This is a genomic window from Bacillus sp. N13C7 (assembly GCF_026790065.1).
Taxonomy (GTDB): domain Bacteria; phylum Bacillota; class Bacilli; order Bacillales; family Bacillaceae; genus Bacillus.
On sequence record NZ_JALAMO010000013.1, the window covers coordinates 1 to 16,818 of the forward strand.

Here is a 16,818-nt window from a genome sequence, read left to right on the forward strand (position 1 = left end):
CTTAGAGGGGATAATATCAGACGCCCGGTCTTTTTTGTTATTTCGTTTCTCGATGCAGGGTATATTTCTTTAAACGCGGTGAATATTTTTTCAGTTCTAAACGGTCTGGATTGGTGCGTTTATTTTTTGTTGTGATGTAGTTTCGGTCTCCCGTTTCAGTGCAGGCTAAAGTAACATTGACTCTCATTATAAACATCTCCTTATAAAGCGTAATGATTACGTTTTATTATACAACGTAATCACAGATTGTCAAATCAGAGCTCTTGGCCTCTGACCCGCGGAACATTTATCTCTAAAAAATCATACGCCGCCACGCTGTTTGGGAAAACGTCTGCCGCTTCCTTTTGCAGCTCCAAAGAGGCATCTCCCTGATATCTGGCGCTGATATGGGTTAAAATCAGCTGCTTCGCCCCGGCTTCTTTCGCTGTAACGGCCGCTTGTTCCGTGGTACTGTGAAAATAATCATAAGCAAGTTTCCTGTCTTCCTTTGCAAAGGTTGCTTCATGAACAAGCACATCACAATCCCGTGCAAGCTCTTTTAACTTATCACTTACTCTCGTATCTCCAGAAAACACCACAGCCCTTCCCTTTTTAGGAGCCTCTAAAAAATCAATTCCATTGATGATGCGCCCGTCTTCAAGCGTTACCGTTTCACCTTTTTTGATTTTTTGGTACACAGGCCCAGGCGGGATGTTCATATCCTTTAGTAAATCCGCCTTTAAGGAACCAGGCACGTCTTTTTCCTGCACGCGGTATCCGAAGGCTTCCACTCCATGAATAACGGATACTGCTGTGACAATAAACTGCTCGTCTTCAAACACGATTCCTTCTTCGATTTCCTGGATCACAAGCGGATATGTCAAATGGGTTTTCGTAACGGCTAGGCTTGTTTCAATAAACGCCTTAATCCCTTTAGGCCCGTACACTGTCAGCTCGTCCTCTCCGCCTTGAAAGGAACGGCTCCCCAGAAGCCCCGGAAGCCCGTATACATGATCGCCGTGCATATGGGTAATGAAGATTTTTTCTATTTTACGAGGTTTAATCGTTGTATGTAAAATTTGATGCTGTGTGGCTTCCCCGCAGTCAAACAGCCATATCGAACGCCTTTCTTCAAGCAATTTTAATGCGACCGACGTTACGTTTCTCGCCTTGGCGGGAATGCCGGCTCCCGTCCCTAAAAAAAGTAATTCCACATTTCCTTCCTCCTACTAGAACCAGATACCTACAAGAATACAGGATCAAGCGCAAAATGTGAATCTTGCCTCTATAAGGAACAATCCTTTCGTTCTAAAAACATTTTTACGGCATTCTGCAAAAAAAGGGCTTAAATGTTTGCTTTCGTTGAATTTTAGATTTAAAATGAAGGAAATATACGGGGTGTACTAAAATAAAGCTTCGAATAAAGTGAGGTACTTTTAGTGAAAACAAACCAACAACCAAAAGCAGTAATTGTCATATTCGGTGCAACGGGAGATTTAGCAAAACGAAAACTGTATCCGTCTATTCACCGTTTATATCAAAACGGACAAATCGGAGAAGAGTTTGCAGTTGTAGGAGTTGGAAGAAGACCTTGGTCTAATGAGGATCTTCGCCAAACCGTTAAAACATCTGTTTCCTCATCTGCAGATAAACATATAGATGATTTCACGTCTCATTTTTACTATCACCCGTTCGACGTGACAAATCCTGGCTCTTATCAAGAGCTAAACGTATTGCTTAACCAGCTGGAAGATACATATCAAATTCCGAACAACAGAATGTTCTACCTGGCAATGGCTCCTGAATTCTTCGGGACAATTGCAAAAACATTAAAATCAGAAGGTGTTACAGCAACAACAGGCTGGTCCCGCCTTGTCATTGAAAAGCCGTTTGGCCATGATCTGCCAAGCGCACAGGCACTGAACAAAGAAATTCGCGAAGCATTTACGGAAGATCAAATTTACCGAATCGACCATTATTTAGGAAAACAAATGGTTCAGAACATTGAAGTCATTCGATTTGCCAATGCGTTTTTTGAACCGCTTTGGACAAACCGCTACATTTCAAATATTCAAATCACATCTAGCGAGTCACTAGGCGTTGAAGACCGCGCAAGATATTACGAAAAATCAGGCGCTCTTCGCGACATGGTGCAAAACCATATTATGCAGATGGTTGCCCTTCTTGCAATGGAGCCGCCGATCAAATTGAACACAGAAGAAATCCGAAGCGAAAAAGTGAAGGTGCTGAGAGCGCTTCGTCCTATTGCAAAAGAAGAAGTCGATGAGTACTTTGTTCGCGGACAATATCAAGCCGGTGAAATTGACGGTGTACCGGTTCCTGCTTATACAGATGAAGATAATGTCGCTCCTGATTCCAATACAGAAACCTTTGTTGCAGGCAAACTCTTGATCGACAACTTCAGATGGGCTGGTGTGCCATTCTATATCCGCACCGGAAAAAGAATGAAAGAAAAGTCCACCAAAATCGTCGTTCAATTTAAAGACATTCCGATGAATCTGTACTACGGCAATGAAAACAACATGAATCCGAACTTACTCGTCATCCATATTCAGCCTGACGAAGGCATTACGCTTTACTTAAACGCTAAAAAGCTTGGCGGAGCGGCACACGCACAGCCTATCAAACTCGATTACTGCAGCAACTGCAATGACGAGTTGAATACCCCTGAAGCGTATGAAAAATTAATTCATGACTGTCTTCTTGGCGATGCAACAAACTTTGCACATTGGGATGAAGTTGCCCTTTCCTGGAGCTTTGTCGATTCCATTTCTGAAACATGGGCAGCTAACAAAACCTTATCTCCTAACTACGAATCAGGCTCAATGGGACCGAAAGAATCAGATGATCTTTTGGCGAAAGACGGCTTGCATTGGTGGAATATCTAATAAGAAAAAAGCCGAAAATGCTTGTAAGCATTTTCGGCTTTTTTCAGCTGTCAACGACATTTGACTGCCAAATCACTCAGGCCTTCTATAATAATAAAACCCCCGAAGCTCTAGAGCTTCGGGGGTTTTTACTGATTACTTCATCCATTCAGTATGGAAAATACCTTCTTTATCAGTACGCTCATAAGTATGGGCGCCAAAGTAGTCACGCTGTGCTTGGATAAGGTTTGCAGGCAGTACAGCTGTACGGTAGCTATCATAGTATGCTAATGCACTAGAGAATGATGGCACCGGCACACCTTGGGCAACTGCAAGTGAAATCACTTGGCGAAGCGCTCCTTGGTAGCTTTCTACAATATTCTTGAAGTAGCTGTCAAGAAGCAGGTTATCAAGCTCAGGTTCACGATCGTAAGCTTCTTTGATCTTCTGAAGGAATGCCGCGCGAATGATGCAGCCGCCGCGGAAGATCATAGCGATTTCGCCATATTTCAGATCCCAGTTATATTCTTCAGAAGCAGCTTTCATTTGGGCAAATCCTTGCGCGTAAGAACAGATTTTACTCATGAACAGCGCTTTTCTGACTGCTTCAATCAGCTCTTCTTTATTTTCCGTAACAGGCTTCACTTCTGGTCCTGATAGAAGGCCGCTTGCTTTCACACGCTCTTCCTTCATAGCTGAAATAAAGCGCGCGAATACAGACTCAGTAATAATCGGAAGCGGAACCCCTAAGTCTAGTGCGCTTTGGCTTGTCCATTTTCCTGTTCCTTTTTGGCCTGCTTTATCAAGAATCACATCAACAAGCGGTTTGCCTGTCTCTTCGTCTTTTTTCGTAAAGATGTCAGCTGTAATCTCAATCAGGTAGCTGTCAAGCTCGCCTTTATTCCATTCAGCGAAAACTTCGTGAAGCTCATCAGCTGAAAGGCCCAGCACCTGTTTCAGAATGAAGTAAGATTCAGAGATCAGCTGCATATCTCCGTATTCAATACCATTGTGCACCATTTTTACGTAATGGCCGGCACCGTCTGGACCGATATATGTCGTACAAGGCTCTCCGTCAACTTTTGCAGAAATCGCTTCAAGAATCGGCTTTACTAGCTCATGTGCTTCTTTTTGTCCGCCAGGCATAATTGAAGGCCCTTTAAGCGCTCCTTCTTCTCCGCCGGAAACGCCTGTTCCGATAAAATGAATGCCGCTTTCAGCAAGCTCTTTGTTACGGCGCTGTGTGTCTTTATAGTATGTATTACCGCCGTCAATTAAAATATCATCCTTTTCTAGATGAGGAAGAAGAGATTGAATTGTCGCATCTGTTGCAGTTCCCGCTTTAACCATTAATAAGATTTTGCGCGGTTTTTCCAAGGATTGGACAAACTCTTCAATGCTGTATGTACCAACAACATTTTTGCCTTTTGCCTCCTGCAAAAACTCCTCAGTTTTACTGCTTGATCTGTTGTAAACAGAAACTGAAAATCCACGGCTTTCGATATTTAAAGCCAGATTTTTACCCATGACCGCAAGACCGATAACTCCGATTTGTTGTTTTGACATATTCTAACGTCCCTTCTGCAAACGTTTAATCATTTTAAAATTTAAATTAAAATAAAATGATATTTATAATAAAGAAATTACCATACTTCTCCCCCTTTTTTCAAGTTATTCAGCTTTTCTTTTCATCCTGAAAAAAATCTTTGTTAAAGCTTGTTCCCTTCGTTTTGCTCTCTTCTTTTTTTATCCTTGCCCCTTTTCTGATCAGCTTGGTGCCGTACTTTTCATTCAGCTTTTCCATCATCTGCTGAATGGGCTCCTCCTTTGCATCTTCATTAAAACTGAACAAATCGAGCTGCTTATAGGCCTGCTCTTTCTCTACTAAATCCGTTCCGGTAATGCCAAGCAGCCTGACAGGATTTTTATTCCAATGTTTAAAAAAGAGGTGCTCTGCTTCTTTCATAATTTCATTTTTTTGATCGATCGGATTTTTCAGCGTGATGCTTCTCGTGATGGTTTTCCAATCTGCATATCTAATCATAATAAAAAGCTTCGAAGCCATGACTTCCTTGCGCTGTAAGCGGTCGCTCACGGAAGCGGCAAGCTTTCTGAAAACGCCTAACAGCTCTTCTTCATCACTGGAATCATGTGAAAGTGTCGATGAGTTGCCGACACTTTTAAATTCGTAAATGCGTTCCGGATCAACTGGCGCATGGTGAATGCCATTTGCTTTATTTTTAAGGCGCGGCCCGTTGATGCCAAGTAAACGTTTCAGTGAGTGCTCATCAGCTGCAGCTAACTCTCCAATCGTATGAATGCCGAGTCCCTTTAGCTTTTCCGCTGTCTTTTTGCCTACCCCGTGCATCTCTCCAACAGGAAGCGGCCAAAGGATGTCAGGCACCTGTCTCTTTCTTAAAATCGTGATGCCGAGCGGTTTTTTCATATCAGACGCCATCTTAGCGAGAAATTTATTCGGCGCGATCCCTATGCTTGACGGAAGCAGCAGCTCTTTTTGCAGCCTGCTTTGGATTTCCTTTGCCGTCTCCAGAGCGCGGCTGCTGTATGGTGTATCGGTCATGTCCATATAGCCTTCGTCGATGGAGACAGGCTCCACCAGGTCAGTATATTCACGGAGGATGTTAAACATCGCTCTTGAAGAGCTTCTATAGCGGTCAAAATTCGGCGGAAGAACGATGAGCTCAGGACAATTGCGCTTCGCTTCCCAAACCGGCATCGTTGTTTTGACGCCGCGCGCTCTAGCCTCGTAGCTGCATGTCACCACGATGCCCTTTCGCTCCTTTACGTTTCCGGCAACTGCGACCGGCTTCCCCCGAAGGGCCGGATCATATGCCATTTCCACCGATGCGTAAAAGCTATTCATATCAATATGGAAAATAATTCGGCCCTTTCCCGACATACATAAATCTCCTTTTCGTTCATTAGACAACGGCTTGTACATATAGTAAAATGAAAGTATTGAATGGATGTGATTACAATGTTTGTGGAATCGATAAATGACGTTTTATTCTTAGTCGATTTTTTCACAATTATTCTTCCAGCCCTGACGGCAATCGGGATTGCATTTCTCTTGCGAGAGTGCCGTGCGGGGGAGCAATGGAAATCAAAACGAACAGATGAACATCAAACGGTCTTTCACATTAACCGAACAGACTTTCTTATTATTATATATCATCGCATTACAACTTGGATACGTAAAGTCTTCCGAATGAATTCGCCTGTGAATGATGATGAAGACGCCCGTTCCCTTCTTTTATAAACCCTATTTATAAAAAGGAGGAGAACAAATTGTTAAAAACTTATCAAAAACTATTGGCTTTAGGGATCTTTTTGGTCATATTATGCACGGGCAATGCAGCATTTGCGGCGACTAATCAGGTGGGAGGGCTCAGCAACGTCGGCTTTTTCCACGATTATTTAATCGAACCGTTTTCCGCCCTGCTTAAGGGTGTTGCCGGACTGTTTCACGGAGAATACGGACTATCTATTATTCTCGTCACCCTTATTGTACGTGTGGTTGTACTGCCTTTGTTTGTCAATCAATTCAAAAAACAGCGTATGTTCCAAGAGAAAATGGCCGTTATTAAACCTCAGGTTGACAGCATTCAGGCCAAATTGAAAAAGACGAAGGACCCGGAAAAGCAAAAAGAACTGCAAATGGAAATGATGAAGCTGTATCAGGAGCATAATATCAATCCGCTTGCCATGGGATGTCTCCCCATGCTGATTCAGTTTCCGATTTTGATCGGGTTTTATTACGCGATTCGCTCTACACCTGAAATTGCGTCACACTCGTTTTTATGGTTCAGTTTAGGACAATCTGACATTCTCGTGTCTCTTAGTGCGGGAGTTATGTACTTTGTACAAGCCTATGTCGCTCAAAAACTGAGCGCCAAATATTCCGCTGTCCCGCAAAATCCGGCGGCGCAGCAATCCGCAAAATTGATGGTGTTCATCTTCCCTGTGATGATGACGATTTTCTCGCTTAATGTCCCCGCAGCCCTTCCGCTGTACTGGTTCACAAGCGGACTGTTCCTGACAGTGCAAAACATTGTCCTTCAGATGACGCATCATAAAAGTAAAAAGACAGCCGGTCTTACTGAGCCGGTCAAATAATGAAACAACCCCGAGCAAAAAGCCGGGGTTGTTTTTTGTATCTTACCACTGTCATGGCTGACGCGAAAATGGTCATCCTAAAAAACAGCCATATCGTTTAAAAAGTAACAAATCGGGAATACCTTTACTCACATCTAAATGAAAGGAGCATAAACGTGACAGATCGGGCTGAGCAAAAAATTATTTCTGTGCCAGAAGGAATTTGGATCATGAGACAAACCTGGAATGATGTCTTATTTGCCCACTGGCCTGTTGATGTTTCTATCCTTCGCGCTTTGGTACCGCCGGTTTTAGAATTAGATACATATAACGGGCAAGCTTGGATCAGCATGCTTCCCTTTATGCTCACGAACCTGAGGGCGCGTTATCTTCCTGCCATTCCCGGTGCGCGTGCATTTCCTGAGCTTAACCTCCGCACTTATGTCACGTATAAAGGCAAGCCCGGCATTTATTTTTTTAGCTTAGATGCCGATCATCGGCTGGCGGTCCTTGGCGCTCGCACATTCTTTCATCTGCCTTATTTTTACGCGGATATGAAAGCCGAAAAAAACGGTGATGGCATTAACTATGCCAGCAAGCGGAAAGATGACAAAGAAGCAGCATTCCACGCCGCATACCGGCCCATTTCAGCTCCTTTTACAGCAGAAAAGGATTCGCTCGATTACTGGCTGACGGAACGATACAGGCTCTACACCACTTATCGCAATAAGCTCTATTACGAAGACATTCAACATCATCCGTGGCTGCTGCAACATGCAGAAGCCGAGTTTTCCGTCAATACGGTGGCTGATGCTCACGGCATTACACTGCCAGAGTCAGACCCCTTGCTTCATTACGCTAAAAAGCAGGACGTGTTATTTTGGCCGCTCAGGCAATGGCGCTGAATGCAAAAAAACCCGAGTCGGGGCTGGCCCGCTCGGGTTTTCTTTTTTTATTTTGCCGCCTCTTCAATAATGGCAACAACCATTTCTGCCGTTTTGACGAGTTCTTCAACCGGCATTTTTTCATTTTTTGTATGAATTTGCTCATAACCGACAGCAAGGTTAACCGTCGGGATGCCATGACCTGCAATAACGTTCGCATCGCTTCCGCCGCCGCTCGTTTGCAGCTCGCTCGGGCGTCCGATTTTAGCTGCGGCTTTTTTCGCGATTTCAACAACTTGGTCGCCGTCTTGATATTTGAATCCAGGATACATGACTTCAATTTCGACTTCTGCGCGTCCGCCCATATCAGCTGCGGCCTCTTCAAAAGCAGCTTTCATTTTTTGAACCTGAGCTTCCATTTTCTCAGGAACTAATGAGCGTGCTTCAGCAAGAATATGGACTTCGTCGCACACAATGTTTGTCTGTGTGCCGCCTTCAAACCGGCCGATGTTTGCTGTTGTTTCTTCATCGATACGGCCCAATGGCATTTTTGAAATGGCTTTGCTTGCGATTGTAATCGCTGAAATGCCTTTTTCAGGTTCAACGCCGGCATGCGCGGTTTTCCCGTAAATTGCCGCTCTTACCTTTGCTTGTGTCGGCGCGGCCACAATGATATTTCCGACTTTTCCATCTGAGTCAAGGGCATAGCCGTAGGATGCCGTGATCATAGAACGGTCAAGCGCCTTTGCTCCGATCAGGCCTGATTCCTCGCCTACTGTAATGATGAATTCAATCGTGCCGTGCTCAATGTTTTCTTCTTTCAGCACTTTAATCGCTTCAAACATTGCAGCCAGTCCCGCTTTATCATCAGCGCCTAAAATCGTCGTGCCGTCTGTTTTGACATAACCATTCTCTACAACCGGTTTTACGCCGTTTCCGGGTACGACTGTATCCATATGGGATGTAAAATAGATCGTATCCGCTTGTTTTGTCCCTTTTAATGTGCAGATCAGGTTTCCGGCACCGTGGCCGGTGATATCCATTGTATCGTCTTCTTTAACGTCTACACCTAAATCAGAAAATTTTTGTATCAGCACTTTGCAGATTTCTGCTTCGTGTTTTGTTTCTGAGTCAATTTGAACAAGCTCTAAAAATTCTTCCAGCAGGCGTTTTTCATTCACCATGTGTAAGTCCCTCCATGTTAAAGCGGTATGTTACCGTGCTTTTTTTTCGGTCTCTCTTCTGTCTTATGCGCAAGCATGTAAAAAGCTTGGATCAGCCTTTTCCTTGATTCTTCCGGCAAAATGATGTCATCAACCATTCCGCAGGCCGCCGCTTTGTATGGGCCGGCGTTTTGCTTTTTGTATTCAGCTGTTTTTTCGCGTTTTGTCTTTTGCGGGTCGGCTGAAGCTTTTATTTCTTTTTCATACAAAATCGATGCCGCGCCTTCTGAACCCATCACTGCGATTTCAGCATTTGGCCATGCAAACACAAGGTCCGCTCCGATCGCTTTGCTGTTCATAGCGACATAGGCACCGCCGTAGGCTTTTCTGATAATGAGCGTGACTTTTGGGACGGTCGCTTCCGCATAGGCAAACAATAGCTTTGCTCCGTGCCTGATAATTCCGTTATGCTCCTGCTGAACTCCGGGCAGAAATCCTGGAACATCCTCGACAGTTAACAGCGGTATATCAAAAGCATCGCAAAAACGAATGAACCTTGCTGCTTTATCAGCGGCGTCAATCGTCAGGCTTCCCGCCAGATGCTTTGGCTGGCTCGCAACGATGCCGATCGTTTTTTGACCCAGCCTTGCAAACCCAATGACAATGTTTCTCGCAAAATACGGCTGAACCTCAAAAAAAGACTGCGGATCAGCAAGCTCCTTAATCACCGTCCGAACATCATACGGCTTTGTCGTGTCAGCAGGCACGAGACGGTTTAATAACGGTTGGGAGCCCTCTTTCCCTGGCTGCGGCGCTATTGTCTGGCCATTTTGCGGCAAATAAGACAGCAGTTTTTTCACTCCTGTCAGAACCTCCTTCTCCGTATGTCCGGAAAAGTGGGCATTTCCGCTGACGGCATTATGTATCCCCGCTCCACCTAAGCTCTCCGCATCAACCTGTTCGCCTGTCACTTTTTCAATCACCTTCGGACCGGTAATGAACATCCGGCCGGTCTGTTCAGCCATAAATATAAAATCTGTGAGTGCCGGAGAATATACAGCGCCTCCAGCACACGGCCCTAAAATAACCGATATTTGCGGAATGACTCCGGAATATAAGACGTTTCGGTAAAATATGTGACCGTATCCATCTAATGATACCACACCCTCTTGAATTCTCGCACCACCTGAGTCATTCAGCCCGATAATCGGCGCCTTGTTTTTTGCTGCCAGATCCATCAGAGCGCAGATTTTTTTGGCATGGGTTTCGCCTAGCGCCCCGCCGAATACTGTGAAGTCTTGGGCAAACACATATACAGAGCGGCCTTGTATTGTGCCATACCCTGTCACGACCCCATCCCCTAACATACGCTGTTCTCTTGTTAACACTTGACTTTCCATGAAGGGATGCAGCTCGATAAAGCTGTCCTGATCAAGAAGAAACTTGATTCTTTCCCGAGCGGTCAGTTTTCCCTTTTGCCGCTGCTGGGCCAGCTTTTCATGTCCTCCGCCTTGTTCCGCCTGCCTGCGTCTCATGTATAAATGATCAATATGCTCATTCATGTTCATCGGTTTGGCCTCCTTTCGGCTCGCACAGCTCTACAAGAACGCCGTTTGTTTCCCGCGGCGAAAGAAAGGCGATCTTTTTCCCGTTTGCTCCCTGTCTCGGATACCTGTCAATCAATTGAACTTGCCGGTCAGACAATGCTTGCAGCTGTTCAGATAAGCCGGTGCACAAAAACGCAACATGATGCAGTCCCTGCCCTTTCTTCTCTAAAAATAAACGGACGGGGCTGTCAGTTGTCAACGGCTCTATCAGCTCCAGCTTGACGCTTCCCGTTTGAAAAAAAGCAACATTCACCTTTTGCTCTTCAACTGTTTCTTGATAGAGAAACGTAAGCCCTAATATATCCTCGTAAAAGCTCCTCGCTTCTTCTATCGAAAAAACAGCTATCCCAATATGGTCAAGCCTGTTCATTTTCATCCCTGCCTTCCGCCAATAGATATCACTTGTCCGCCCATTCAAAACACGCTAAAATATAGACAGATTGCCTAAGGAGTGAAATCATGTCTCAAAAACTGATGAAAAGCGTTTTAATCCTGATTTTGGGAGTTTTTATTCTTTCAACTGTACTTTCAGGAATCGTCATGTTTTTCTAACGATAAAAAAGCAGGCAGCCTTATGGATTGGGAACATCCTGCTTTTTTATCAGAGCTTTATGCTCGATAGCAATCTCTTCAAAAGAGCGGGAGTCGCGTGTAATCAGCACTCTCGTACCCACCGGAATCGTTTGAAACAGATGAACAACCTCATCGTTATGCATACGTATACAGCCGTTAGACACAAATTTCCCTATTGATTCTTCCCGGTTTGTCCCATGGATTCCATAAATCCGTCCGTCTGTTCCTTTTGCATCAAACCCGATCCATCTTGCCCCAAGCGGGTTGTCAGGAGATCCCCCTTCAATATTTTTCTTTCTATAGTACGGATTCGCCGCTTTTACCATTACCGTAAATTCCCCTTCAGGCGTCAGATCACCGGTTTTTCCGGTCGCCACGCTGTAAACGCCTTCTACTTTGTTGTCGAGGATGACAGCCAGTTCGTTTGTTTTCTTGTTGACAATGACATACGGGTCGCCTGGCAGCGGGTTTTCGCCAAGCGGCCAAATCGGTGAAATCATCATCATAAAAATCGAACATAAGAAAAAACGCATAAGCTCCTCCTTTTTCATTAGGTTGACCAATGAAGGAAGGGCTCATGCGAATCAGCCGAGTGATTTTTGCGATTTTATCCCTTTAAAATAACTTTTAATCACTAAATATTGTTCCATTTCGCCGAGAAGATGGAAGAGAGCGGCTCTCGCTTCAAATTCCTCTCTTGTCGCCGGAAGCGGCATCTCCTCAAATTCTTTTCTCATATCAGCAAGTCTTTTCAGAAATTTGTGCGCCGTATTTCCCGGGTGTATCGCTTCCCGCAAATCGTGAATAAATTCAGCGATCATTTTTCCCTGATCTACTGTAATGGAGATAGAAGTCACTTTAGGGAGAAGGCGTTCGATAATTTCAAATTGCTTTTCTCTCATTTTAAAATAATGATAATGCAGATTTTCATAGCGCAGAATATGGTTTTGGACATCTCGGTATGCCAGGTTTTTAGCCTCCGTGATGAGCCGGTGCGTTTCCGGGATTTCTTTTCCAGTCCAATCTTGCTCACCAGTTAACAAATACCGCTCTATTTCTGCAAAAATGACAGCAAAGTTATCCTCTATCTTTTTGCGATAGGCAATCAGTTTCCGGTCAAGGCTCGGCATATACAAGTTCATCAAAAGAGCGACACCGATACCAACCGTGATCAGCTGAACTTCATTCCAAATGAAAGCAAGCGTAATGCCGCCGGACATGTACAAATGAAGGATAATAACGGAACTGGTGACAATGCCCTCGTTAATTTTTAACAGGACTGTTAACGGGATGAATATCAAGAGAAGTGCTCCGATAACAAATGGGTGATATCCAATGAGCTCGAAAAAAAGATAAGAAAAAACAATTGCCAGGCAGCATGCCGCAAAGCGGGCCCACGATGCCTGAAGCGACCGTTTTTGTGTGATTTGAATGCACAAAATGGTGATGATTCCTGCTGATGCGAAGTTTTGCAAATGCAAAAGCTGGCTTATATAAATAGCCAAAGCTGTTCCAAGCGCGGTCTTTATTGTGCGGTAACCAATTTTAAACATGTCGGACTCCATTTCTATTTGTTTCTTCAATAAAAAAGAAGAAGCTTTAGCCTTCTTCTTTTTTTATATTCTATAATATTTTCTCTAAAAAGTCCTGTGCTCTTTTGGATTTCGGCGAAAGAAAAAATTCTTTCGGATTGCCGTCCTCGACAATCATTCCTTGGTCCATAAACAGCACGCGGTCTGCCACTTCTTTGGCAAAGCCCATTTCATGCGTAACGATCACCATGGTCATACCGGTTTCGACCAGTTCTTTCATCACCTGGAGCACTTCTTTCACCATCTCTGGATCAAGTGCAGAGGTCGGTTCGTCAAACAGCATGATTTCCGGATTCATCGCAAGAGCCCGCGCGATGGCGACACGCTGTTTTTGTCCGCCTGATAAGCGGTTTGGATAGTCATTACTCTTTTCAAACAAGCCGACTTTACGCAGGAGCTCTTCCGCTTTTTCCTGTGCAGCCTGTTTTGATTCTTTTTTGACATTGACAGGCGCATACATGATATTTTCGAGAACCGTTTTGTGCGGAAAGAGATGAAAATGCTGAAAAACCATCCCGATGTTTTCCCGGACCTTTAATGTGTTGGTTTTCGGCTTCGTAATCTCTGTGTCTTTTATTGTAATGGTTCCGCCGTTAGGCTTTTCCAACAGGTTTAAACAGCGTAGGAACGTTGATTTGCCTGAGCCTGAAGGACCGATCACGGCAACAACCTCACCTTCGGCGATCGTTGTTGAAATGTTTTTTAATACTTCGTGTTTCCCAAATGATTTTGACAGCTTTTCAACCTTAATCATTGGATTTCAGCTTCCTTTCTACAGCCTTGCCGATAAACGTTAAAATCAGGACAAGCACATAATAAATCAATCCGGCGATAATGAGCGGTTCAAGGTAATTGTAAGTGGCAGCGCCAGCTTGATATGCGCGTCTCATGACATCACCAAGCCCGATGACAGTGACGATCGCCGATTCTTTTGTCAGCGTAATTAACTCATTCACAATTGCAGGTGATATATTTTTGAAGGCCTGCGGCAAAAGCAGATCCTTCATCATTTTACCGTACGGGACACCCAGTGCGACAGCAGCCTCTTTTTGCCCTTTATCAATGGCGTTGATTCCAGCTCTGATAATTTCCGATACATAAGCTGCGGAGTTCAATGACAAGGCAACAACCGCCGCCCAAAACTGGTCAATTTGAAACCCGAGCAGCTGAGGCAGCCCGAAATAGACAATCATAAGCTGCAGCACTAAAGGCGTACCGCGGAACACTGATGTATAAAAATCAGCAATCCAGATCAGCGGGCGGAACGTGCTGATCTTGCATAAGCTTAGCACAATACCGAATATAAGTCCGATAATGGCTGATACGATGACAATTTTCAAAGTAATTGCCAAGCCTTCTAATATAAAAGGAATTTGGGGGATCGTTGCTGAAAAGTCCAAATTCATCGTCTTTGTCTCCTTTTCTTACAGGAAAAAAGATTTCCTATTCAATAAAAGGCTCAACGAAAAAGTTGAGCCGCTTTTTTTTACTTCTCGCCAGTGAACCATTTCTTCTTCAATTTCTCGAGCTCTCCGTTATCTTCCATTTCCTTGAGGGCTTTATTGAATTTGTCTGTCAGTTCACTGTCCTTTCTGAAAGCAATCGCTGAACCGGCTTCCTCTGCTTTCGCATCAGGAATGACAAAGCCTTGCAGGTCGTCATTCGATTTGAAATACCCCTCTGCTACCATGTCTTCGATAATCGCGGCATCAAAGCGGTCAGATTTGATTTCCTGAACCAAATCAGAAATTCTGTTGCGGTCTTCTGTTTTAAAACCATATTCCGGAGAAAGCTCTTTCCCCTTCTCTTCCTGAATAGAACCAAGCTGAACGCCGACTGTTTTCCCTTTCAGGTCTTTCAGAGATGTAATGCCGCTGTCTTTTTTGCTGACTATCATATGGTTCGCTGTGTAGTACACATCGGAAAAATCAACTTGTTTTTTACGCTCAGGCGTCGGTGTCATTCCTGACAGAACCATATCCACCTGTTTTGATTTCAGCGCTGTAATTAAGCTGTTGAAGTCCATATCCTGCACTTCAATGTCGTAGCCAGTCTTCTTCGCAAGCGCTTTTGCCAAATCTACATCAAAGCCGACAATATTATCGCCTTCTTTATATTCAAACGGTTTGTAATCCGCCGAAGTACCCATAATTAATTTTTTCTTTCCGCTTTCTGAACCTGAATTGCTTGAGCCGCACGCAGTCAATGCAAAGGTGATGCAGGCAGCTACAAGTAATAAGAGCCATTTTTTCATGATCCATTTCCCCCGTATTCATTACTTTTGGTTTATTTGAATATTTATTCGTTAATTTGTATTTTAAACAGTTTCTTATTTTTATGCAATACTATTTTTAAAAATTATCTTTAAGCTTATTTTCCCAGCAATCTCTTTTTGATATTACTAGATGAAAATAGATTCATTGTTCAACTGCATTGAATATTTTTTAATATTTATTCGATTTTTATGCACAAAAAAACCGGGGCCGTCTAGGCACCCGGGGTGTTTGTCTTATACTTCTTCACAATATTCTTCAAAGGCTTCCTGCAGCTTTGCCACAACTGCCATCGGCTCATGGCCTTCAATTTCATGGCGTTCCACCATTTTCATAATTTTTCCGTCTTTCAAAATCGCAAAGGACGGAGAAGATGGCGGATATCCTTCAAAATAATCACGTGCTCGCGCTGTCGCTTCTTTATCCTGTCCGGCAAAGACGGTAACGAGCTGATCAGGCCTTTTATCATAGTGAACGGAATGGTATGCGGCCGGTCTTGCAATTCCCCCGGCGCATCCGCAAACAGAGTTTACCATGACAAGCGTCGTTCCTTTTTTCGTGAGTGCCTCATCCACCTCTTCAGCTGTTTTCAGCTCAGTGTATCCGGCAGCTGTAATTTCCTGTCTCGCTTGGCGGACAATATCATTCATAAATAAATTAAAGTCCATATTCAATGAAGACCTCTCCTTTTTCATCATCTGTTCTTATGATAGCAAGGAAACGTCCATATCGGCAAATGACATTGCTTGGCTGTACACTTTTTTTGCTCTCTGTTTACTGCTTACAGAAAAAGGGGATTATATAACCAGATGTAAAATAAAGGAGCAGTTTTGTATGAGCCAACGGAAAGCGTTACTGATTCATAACGGAAATGCCGGCAGCAAAAATATAGAAAAAGCTTTAGGGGCTGTTGTGCCGGTTTTATCACAATCCTTAGATGAGGTGATCATTAAACAGACAAAGAAAAAGGATGATGCGTATCACTTTTGCCAATCCATTGATGATTCTGTCGACACCGTGTTTATTCTCGGCGGCGACGGCACAGTCCATCAATGCATTAACGGCATCAGCGCTTTAGAAAGAAAGCCCGCTGTCGGAATTTTGCCCGGCGGCACGTGCAATGACTTTTCAAGGGTGCTGGGCATCCCCCAAAATCTCGCAAAAGCGGCGGAAGCCCTTGTGTCTGGAAAAAAAACAAGCGTAGATGTATGTCAGATGAATAAGCGTTATTTTTTAAATTTCTGGGGGATTGGCCTGATTACAGAAACGTCAAATCAAATCAATGAAACATCAAAAGCATTATTGGGAAAAGTCAGCTATTTTACAAGTGCATTGCGAACCGTGTCATCTGCTGAAACGTTTCCAATGAGATTAAAAATTGATGGAAAAGAAATTAAAGAAGAAGCGGTTATGCTGCTTGTCATGAACGGACAATACATTGGAACGAACCGAATTCCCCTGCCGGATGCCAGTATAGAAGACGGCTTACTCGATATCCTCATTTGCCGCAACACCAACCTCACCGCATTGCGGGAGCTGATGAGCATGGAACAGGGCACAATTGATCGGTTTTCCGGAGAGCTGTCCTATATTCAGGCCTCCCGTATCGAAATCGAAACTGACACGGTTAAAAAGGCTGATACAGATGGAGAAGTCTATACCCATACACCCACGGTCATTCAAGTGCTGCCTCAGCACATTGATATGCTTGTCCCGTGTCATGAATAACAATAAGGATCGAAC

The 16,818-nt window shown here is 44.0% G+C and carries 19 protein-coding genes; 6 read left to right on the forward strand and 13 right to left on the reverse strand.

Translation table 11 applies throughout. The features are described from left to right. Nucleotides 1-37: 37 nt before the first annotated feature. A complete protein-coding gene (gene rpmG / locus MOB98_RS14425; protein ID WP_003226511.1) occupies nt 38-187 on the reverse strand; it encodes a 50S ribosomal protein L33 in 150 nt (49 codons plus the stop codon). Nucleotides 188-254: 67 nt separating this feature from the next. After that, on the reverse strand, nt 255-1,193 hold the full coding sequence (rnz, locus tag MOB98_RS14430; RefSeq protein ID WP_268367135.1) for a ribonuclease Z: 939 nt from the start codon (nt 1,191-1,193) through the stop codon (nt 255-257). Nucleotides 1,194-1,418: 225 nt separating this feature from the next. On the opposite strand from rnz, the gene zwf reads away from it, so the two are divergent. Then, nucleotides 1,419-2,888, forward strand: a complete 1,470-nt coding sequence (gene zwf / locus MOB98_RS14435; protein WP_268367136.1) for a glucose-6-phosphate dehydrogenase — start codon at nt 1,419-1,421, stop codon at nt 2,886-2,888. Nucleotides 2,889-3,023: 135 nt separating this feature from the next. Here the strand turns inward: zwf and gndA are convergent, their stop codons facing one another. Together gndA and MOB98_RS14445 are read right to left on the reverse strand one after the other, a co-directional pair. After that, a complete protein-coding gene (gene gndA, locus MOB98_RS14440; RefSeq protein ID WP_268367137.1) occupies nt 3,024-4,433 on the reverse strand; it encodes an NADP-dependent phosphogluconate dehydrogenase in 1,410 nt (469 codons plus the stop codon). Nucleotides 4,434-4,542: 109 nt separating this feature from the next. Then, nucleotides 4,543-5,787, reverse strand: coding sequence for a DNA polymerase IV (locus MOB98_RS14445; RefSeq protein WP_268367138.1), 1,245 nt, complete (start codon nt 5,785-5,787; stop codon nt 4,543-4,545). A gap of 72 nt (nt 5,788-5,859) precedes the next feature. On the opposite strand from MOB98_RS14445, the gene mifM reads away from it, so the two are divergent. The 3 genes from mifM to MOB98_RS14460 all read left to right on the forward strand — a co-directional run bounded on the left by mifM (nt 5,860) and on the right by MOB98_RS14460 (nt 7,888). Beyond that, nucleotides 5,860-6,147, forward strand: coding sequence for a membrane protein insertion/folding monitor MifM (gene mifM, locus MOB98_RS14450; RefSeq protein WP_268367158.1), 288 nt, complete (start codon nt 5,860-5,862; stop codon nt 6,145-6,147). A gap of 29 nt (nt 6,148-6,176) precedes the next feature. Continuing rightward, a complete protein-coding gene (locus MOB98_RS14455) occupies nt 6,177-7,004 on the forward strand; it encodes a membrane protein insertase YidC (RefSeq protein WP_268367139.1) in 828 nt (275 codons plus the stop codon). A gap of 155 nt (nt 7,005-7,159) precedes the next feature. Further along, on the forward strand, nt 7,160-7,888 hold the full coding sequence (locus tag MOB98_RS14460) for a DUF2071 domain-containing protein (protein WP_268367140.1): 729 nt from the start codon (nt 7,160-7,162) through the stop codon (nt 7,886-7,888). A gap of 47 nt (nt 7,889-7,935) precedes the next feature. Here MOB98_RS14460 and MOB98_RS14465 read toward each other — a convergent pair whose 3' ends face one another. The 3 genes from MOB98_RS14465 to mce are packed head-to-tail and all read right to left on the reverse strand — an operon-like array spanning nt 7,936 to nt 11,007. Next, nucleotides 7,936-9,051 (reverse strand): tripeptidase T, encoded by a 1,116-nt coding sequence (locus MOB98_RS14465; RefSeq protein WP_268367141.1) that lies wholly within the window; start codon nt 9,049-9,051, stop codon nt 7,936-7,938. A 17-nt stretch (nt 9,052-9,068) separates the two neighbouring features. Further along, the gene (locus MOB98_RS14470; protein ID WP_268367159.1) at nt 9,069-10,592 is read right to left on the reverse strand and encodes an acyl-CoA carboxylase subunit beta; all 1,524 of its coding nucleotides are present in this window, start codon (nt 10,590-10,592) and stop codon (nt 9,069-9,071) included. Next, on the reverse strand, nt 10,585-11,007 hold the full coding sequence (mce, locus tag MOB98_RS14475) for a methylmalonyl-CoA epimerase (protein ID WP_268367142.1): 423 nt from the start codon (nt 11,005-11,007) through the stop codon (nt 10,585-10,587). The genes MOB98_RS14470 and mce overlap by 8 nt, the downstream gene beginning before the upstream one ends. Before the next feature lie 89 nt (nt 11,008-11,096). Here mce and prli42 point away from each other — a divergent pair, with 89 nt between their 5' ends. After that, complete coding sequence (gene prli42 / locus MOB98_RS14480; RefSeq protein ID WP_151458008.1) at nt 11,097-11,189, forward strand: stressosome-associated protein Prli42; 93 nt, start codon at nt 11,097-11,099, stop codon at nt 11,187-11,189. A gap of 20 nt (nt 11,190-11,209) precedes the next feature. Here prli42 and MOB98_RS14485 read toward each other — a convergent pair whose 3' ends face one another. The 6 genes from MOB98_RS14485 to brxB form a co-directional block, all read right to left on the reverse strand. After that, nucleotides 11,210-11,743: a L,D-transpeptidase gene (locus MOB98_RS14485; RefSeq protein WP_268367143.1), complete on the reverse strand. Its 534-nt coding sequence runs from the start codon at nt 11,741-11,743 to the stop codon at nt 11,210-11,212. 51 nt (nt 11,744-11,794) lie between these two features. Continuing rightward, nucleotides 11,795-12,763, reverse strand: a complete 969-nt coding sequence (locus MOB98_RS14490; RefSeq protein WP_268367144.1) for an FUSC family protein — start codon at nt 12,761-12,763, stop codon at nt 11,795-11,797. A gap of 70 nt (nt 12,764-12,833) precedes the next feature. Then, complete coding sequence (artR, locus tag MOB98_RS14495; protein WP_268367145.1) at nt 12,834-13,556, reverse strand: arginine ABC transporter ATP-binding protein ArtR; 723 nt, start codon at nt 13,554-13,556, stop codon at nt 12,834-12,836. After that, a complete protein-coding gene (gene artQ, locus MOB98_RS14500) occupies nt 13,549-14,208 on the reverse strand; it encodes an arginine ABC transporter permease ArtQ (protein ID WP_268362914.1) in 660 nt (219 codons plus the stop codon). Before artQ ends, artR begins: the two co-directional genes overlap by 8 nt. 80 nt (nt 14,209-14,288) lie before the next feature. Beyond that, complete coding sequence (gene artP, locus MOB98_RS14505; protein WP_268367146.1) at nt 14,289-15,056, reverse strand: arginine ABC transporter substrate-binding protein ArtP; 768 nt, start codon at nt 15,054-15,056, stop codon at nt 14,289-14,291. A gap of 255 nt (nt 15,057-15,311) precedes the next feature. Next, nucleotides 15,312-15,749 (reverse strand): bacilliredoxin BrxB, encoded by a 438-nt coding sequence (brxB, locus tag MOB98_RS14510; RefSeq protein ID WP_003226477.1) that lies wholly within the window; start codon nt 15,747-15,749, stop codon nt 15,312-15,314. A gap of 160 nt (nt 15,750-15,909) precedes the next feature. On the opposite strand from brxB, the gene MOB98_RS14515 reads away from it, so the two are divergent. Continuing rightward, nucleotides 15,910-16,803, forward strand: coding sequence for a YegS/Rv2252/BmrU family lipid kinase (locus MOB98_RS14515; protein WP_268362916.1), 894 nt, complete (start codon nt 15,910-15,912; stop codon nt 16,801-16,803). Nucleotides 16,804-16,818 lie beyond the last annotated feature (15 nt).

What these genes read in the sequence shown, in the direction of transcription:
- MOB98_RS14445 (WP_268367138.1), bottom strand. Translation starts at nt 5,787, where the DNA reads ATGTCGGGAAAGGGCCGAATTATTTTCCATATTGATATGAATAGCTTT.
- MOB98_RS14470 (WP_268367159.1), bottom strand. Translation starts at nt 10,592, where the DNA reads ATGAATGAGCATATTGATCATTTATACATGAGACGCAGGCAGGCGGAA.
- gndA (WP_268367137.1), bottom strand. Translation starts at nt 4,433, where the DNA reads ATGTCAAAACAACAAATCGGAGTTATCGGTCTTGCGGTCATGGGTAAA.
- artP (WP_268367146.1), bottom strand. Translation starts at nt 15,056, where the DNA reads ATGAAAAAATGGCTCTTATTACTTGTAGCTGCCTGCATCACCTTTGCA.
- rpmG (WP_003226511.1), bottom strand. Translation starts at nt 187, where the DNA reads ATGAGAGTCAATGTTACTTTAGCCTGCACTGAAACGGGAGACCGAAAC.
- prli42 (WP_151458008.1), top strand. Translation starts at nt 11,097, where the DNA reads ATGTCTCAAAAACTGATGAAAAGCGTTTTAATCCTGATTTTGGGAGTT.
- artR (WP_268367145.1), bottom strand. Translation starts at nt 13,556, where the DNA reads ATGATTAAGGTTGAAAAGCTGTCAAAATCATTTGGGAAACACGAAGTA.
- MOB98_RS14485 (WP_268367143.1), bottom strand. Translation starts at nt 11,743, where the DNA reads ATGCGTTTTTTCTTATGTTCGATTTTTATGATGATGATTTCACCGATT.
- MOB98_RS14465 (WP_268367141.1), bottom strand. Translation starts at nt 9,051, where the DNA reads ATGGTGAATGAAAAACGCCTGCTGGAAGAATTTTTAGAGCTTGTTCAA.
- artQ (WP_268362914.1), bottom strand. Translation starts at nt 14,208, where the DNA reads ATGAATTTGGACTTTTCAGCAACGATCCCCCAAATTCCTTTTATATTA.
- MOB98_RS14490 (WP_268367144.1), bottom strand. Translation starts at nt 12,763, where the DNA reads ATGTTTAAAATTGGTTACCGCACAATAAAGACCGCGCTTGGAACAGCT.
- MOB98_RS14515 (WP_268362916.1), top strand. Translation starts at nt 15,910, where the DNA reads ATGAGCCAACGGAAAGCGTTACTGATTCATAACGGAAATGCCGGCAGC.
- mce (WP_268367142.1), bottom strand. Translation starts at nt 11,007, where the DNA reads ATGAACAGGCTTGACCATATTGGGATAGCTGTTTTTTCGATAGAAGAA.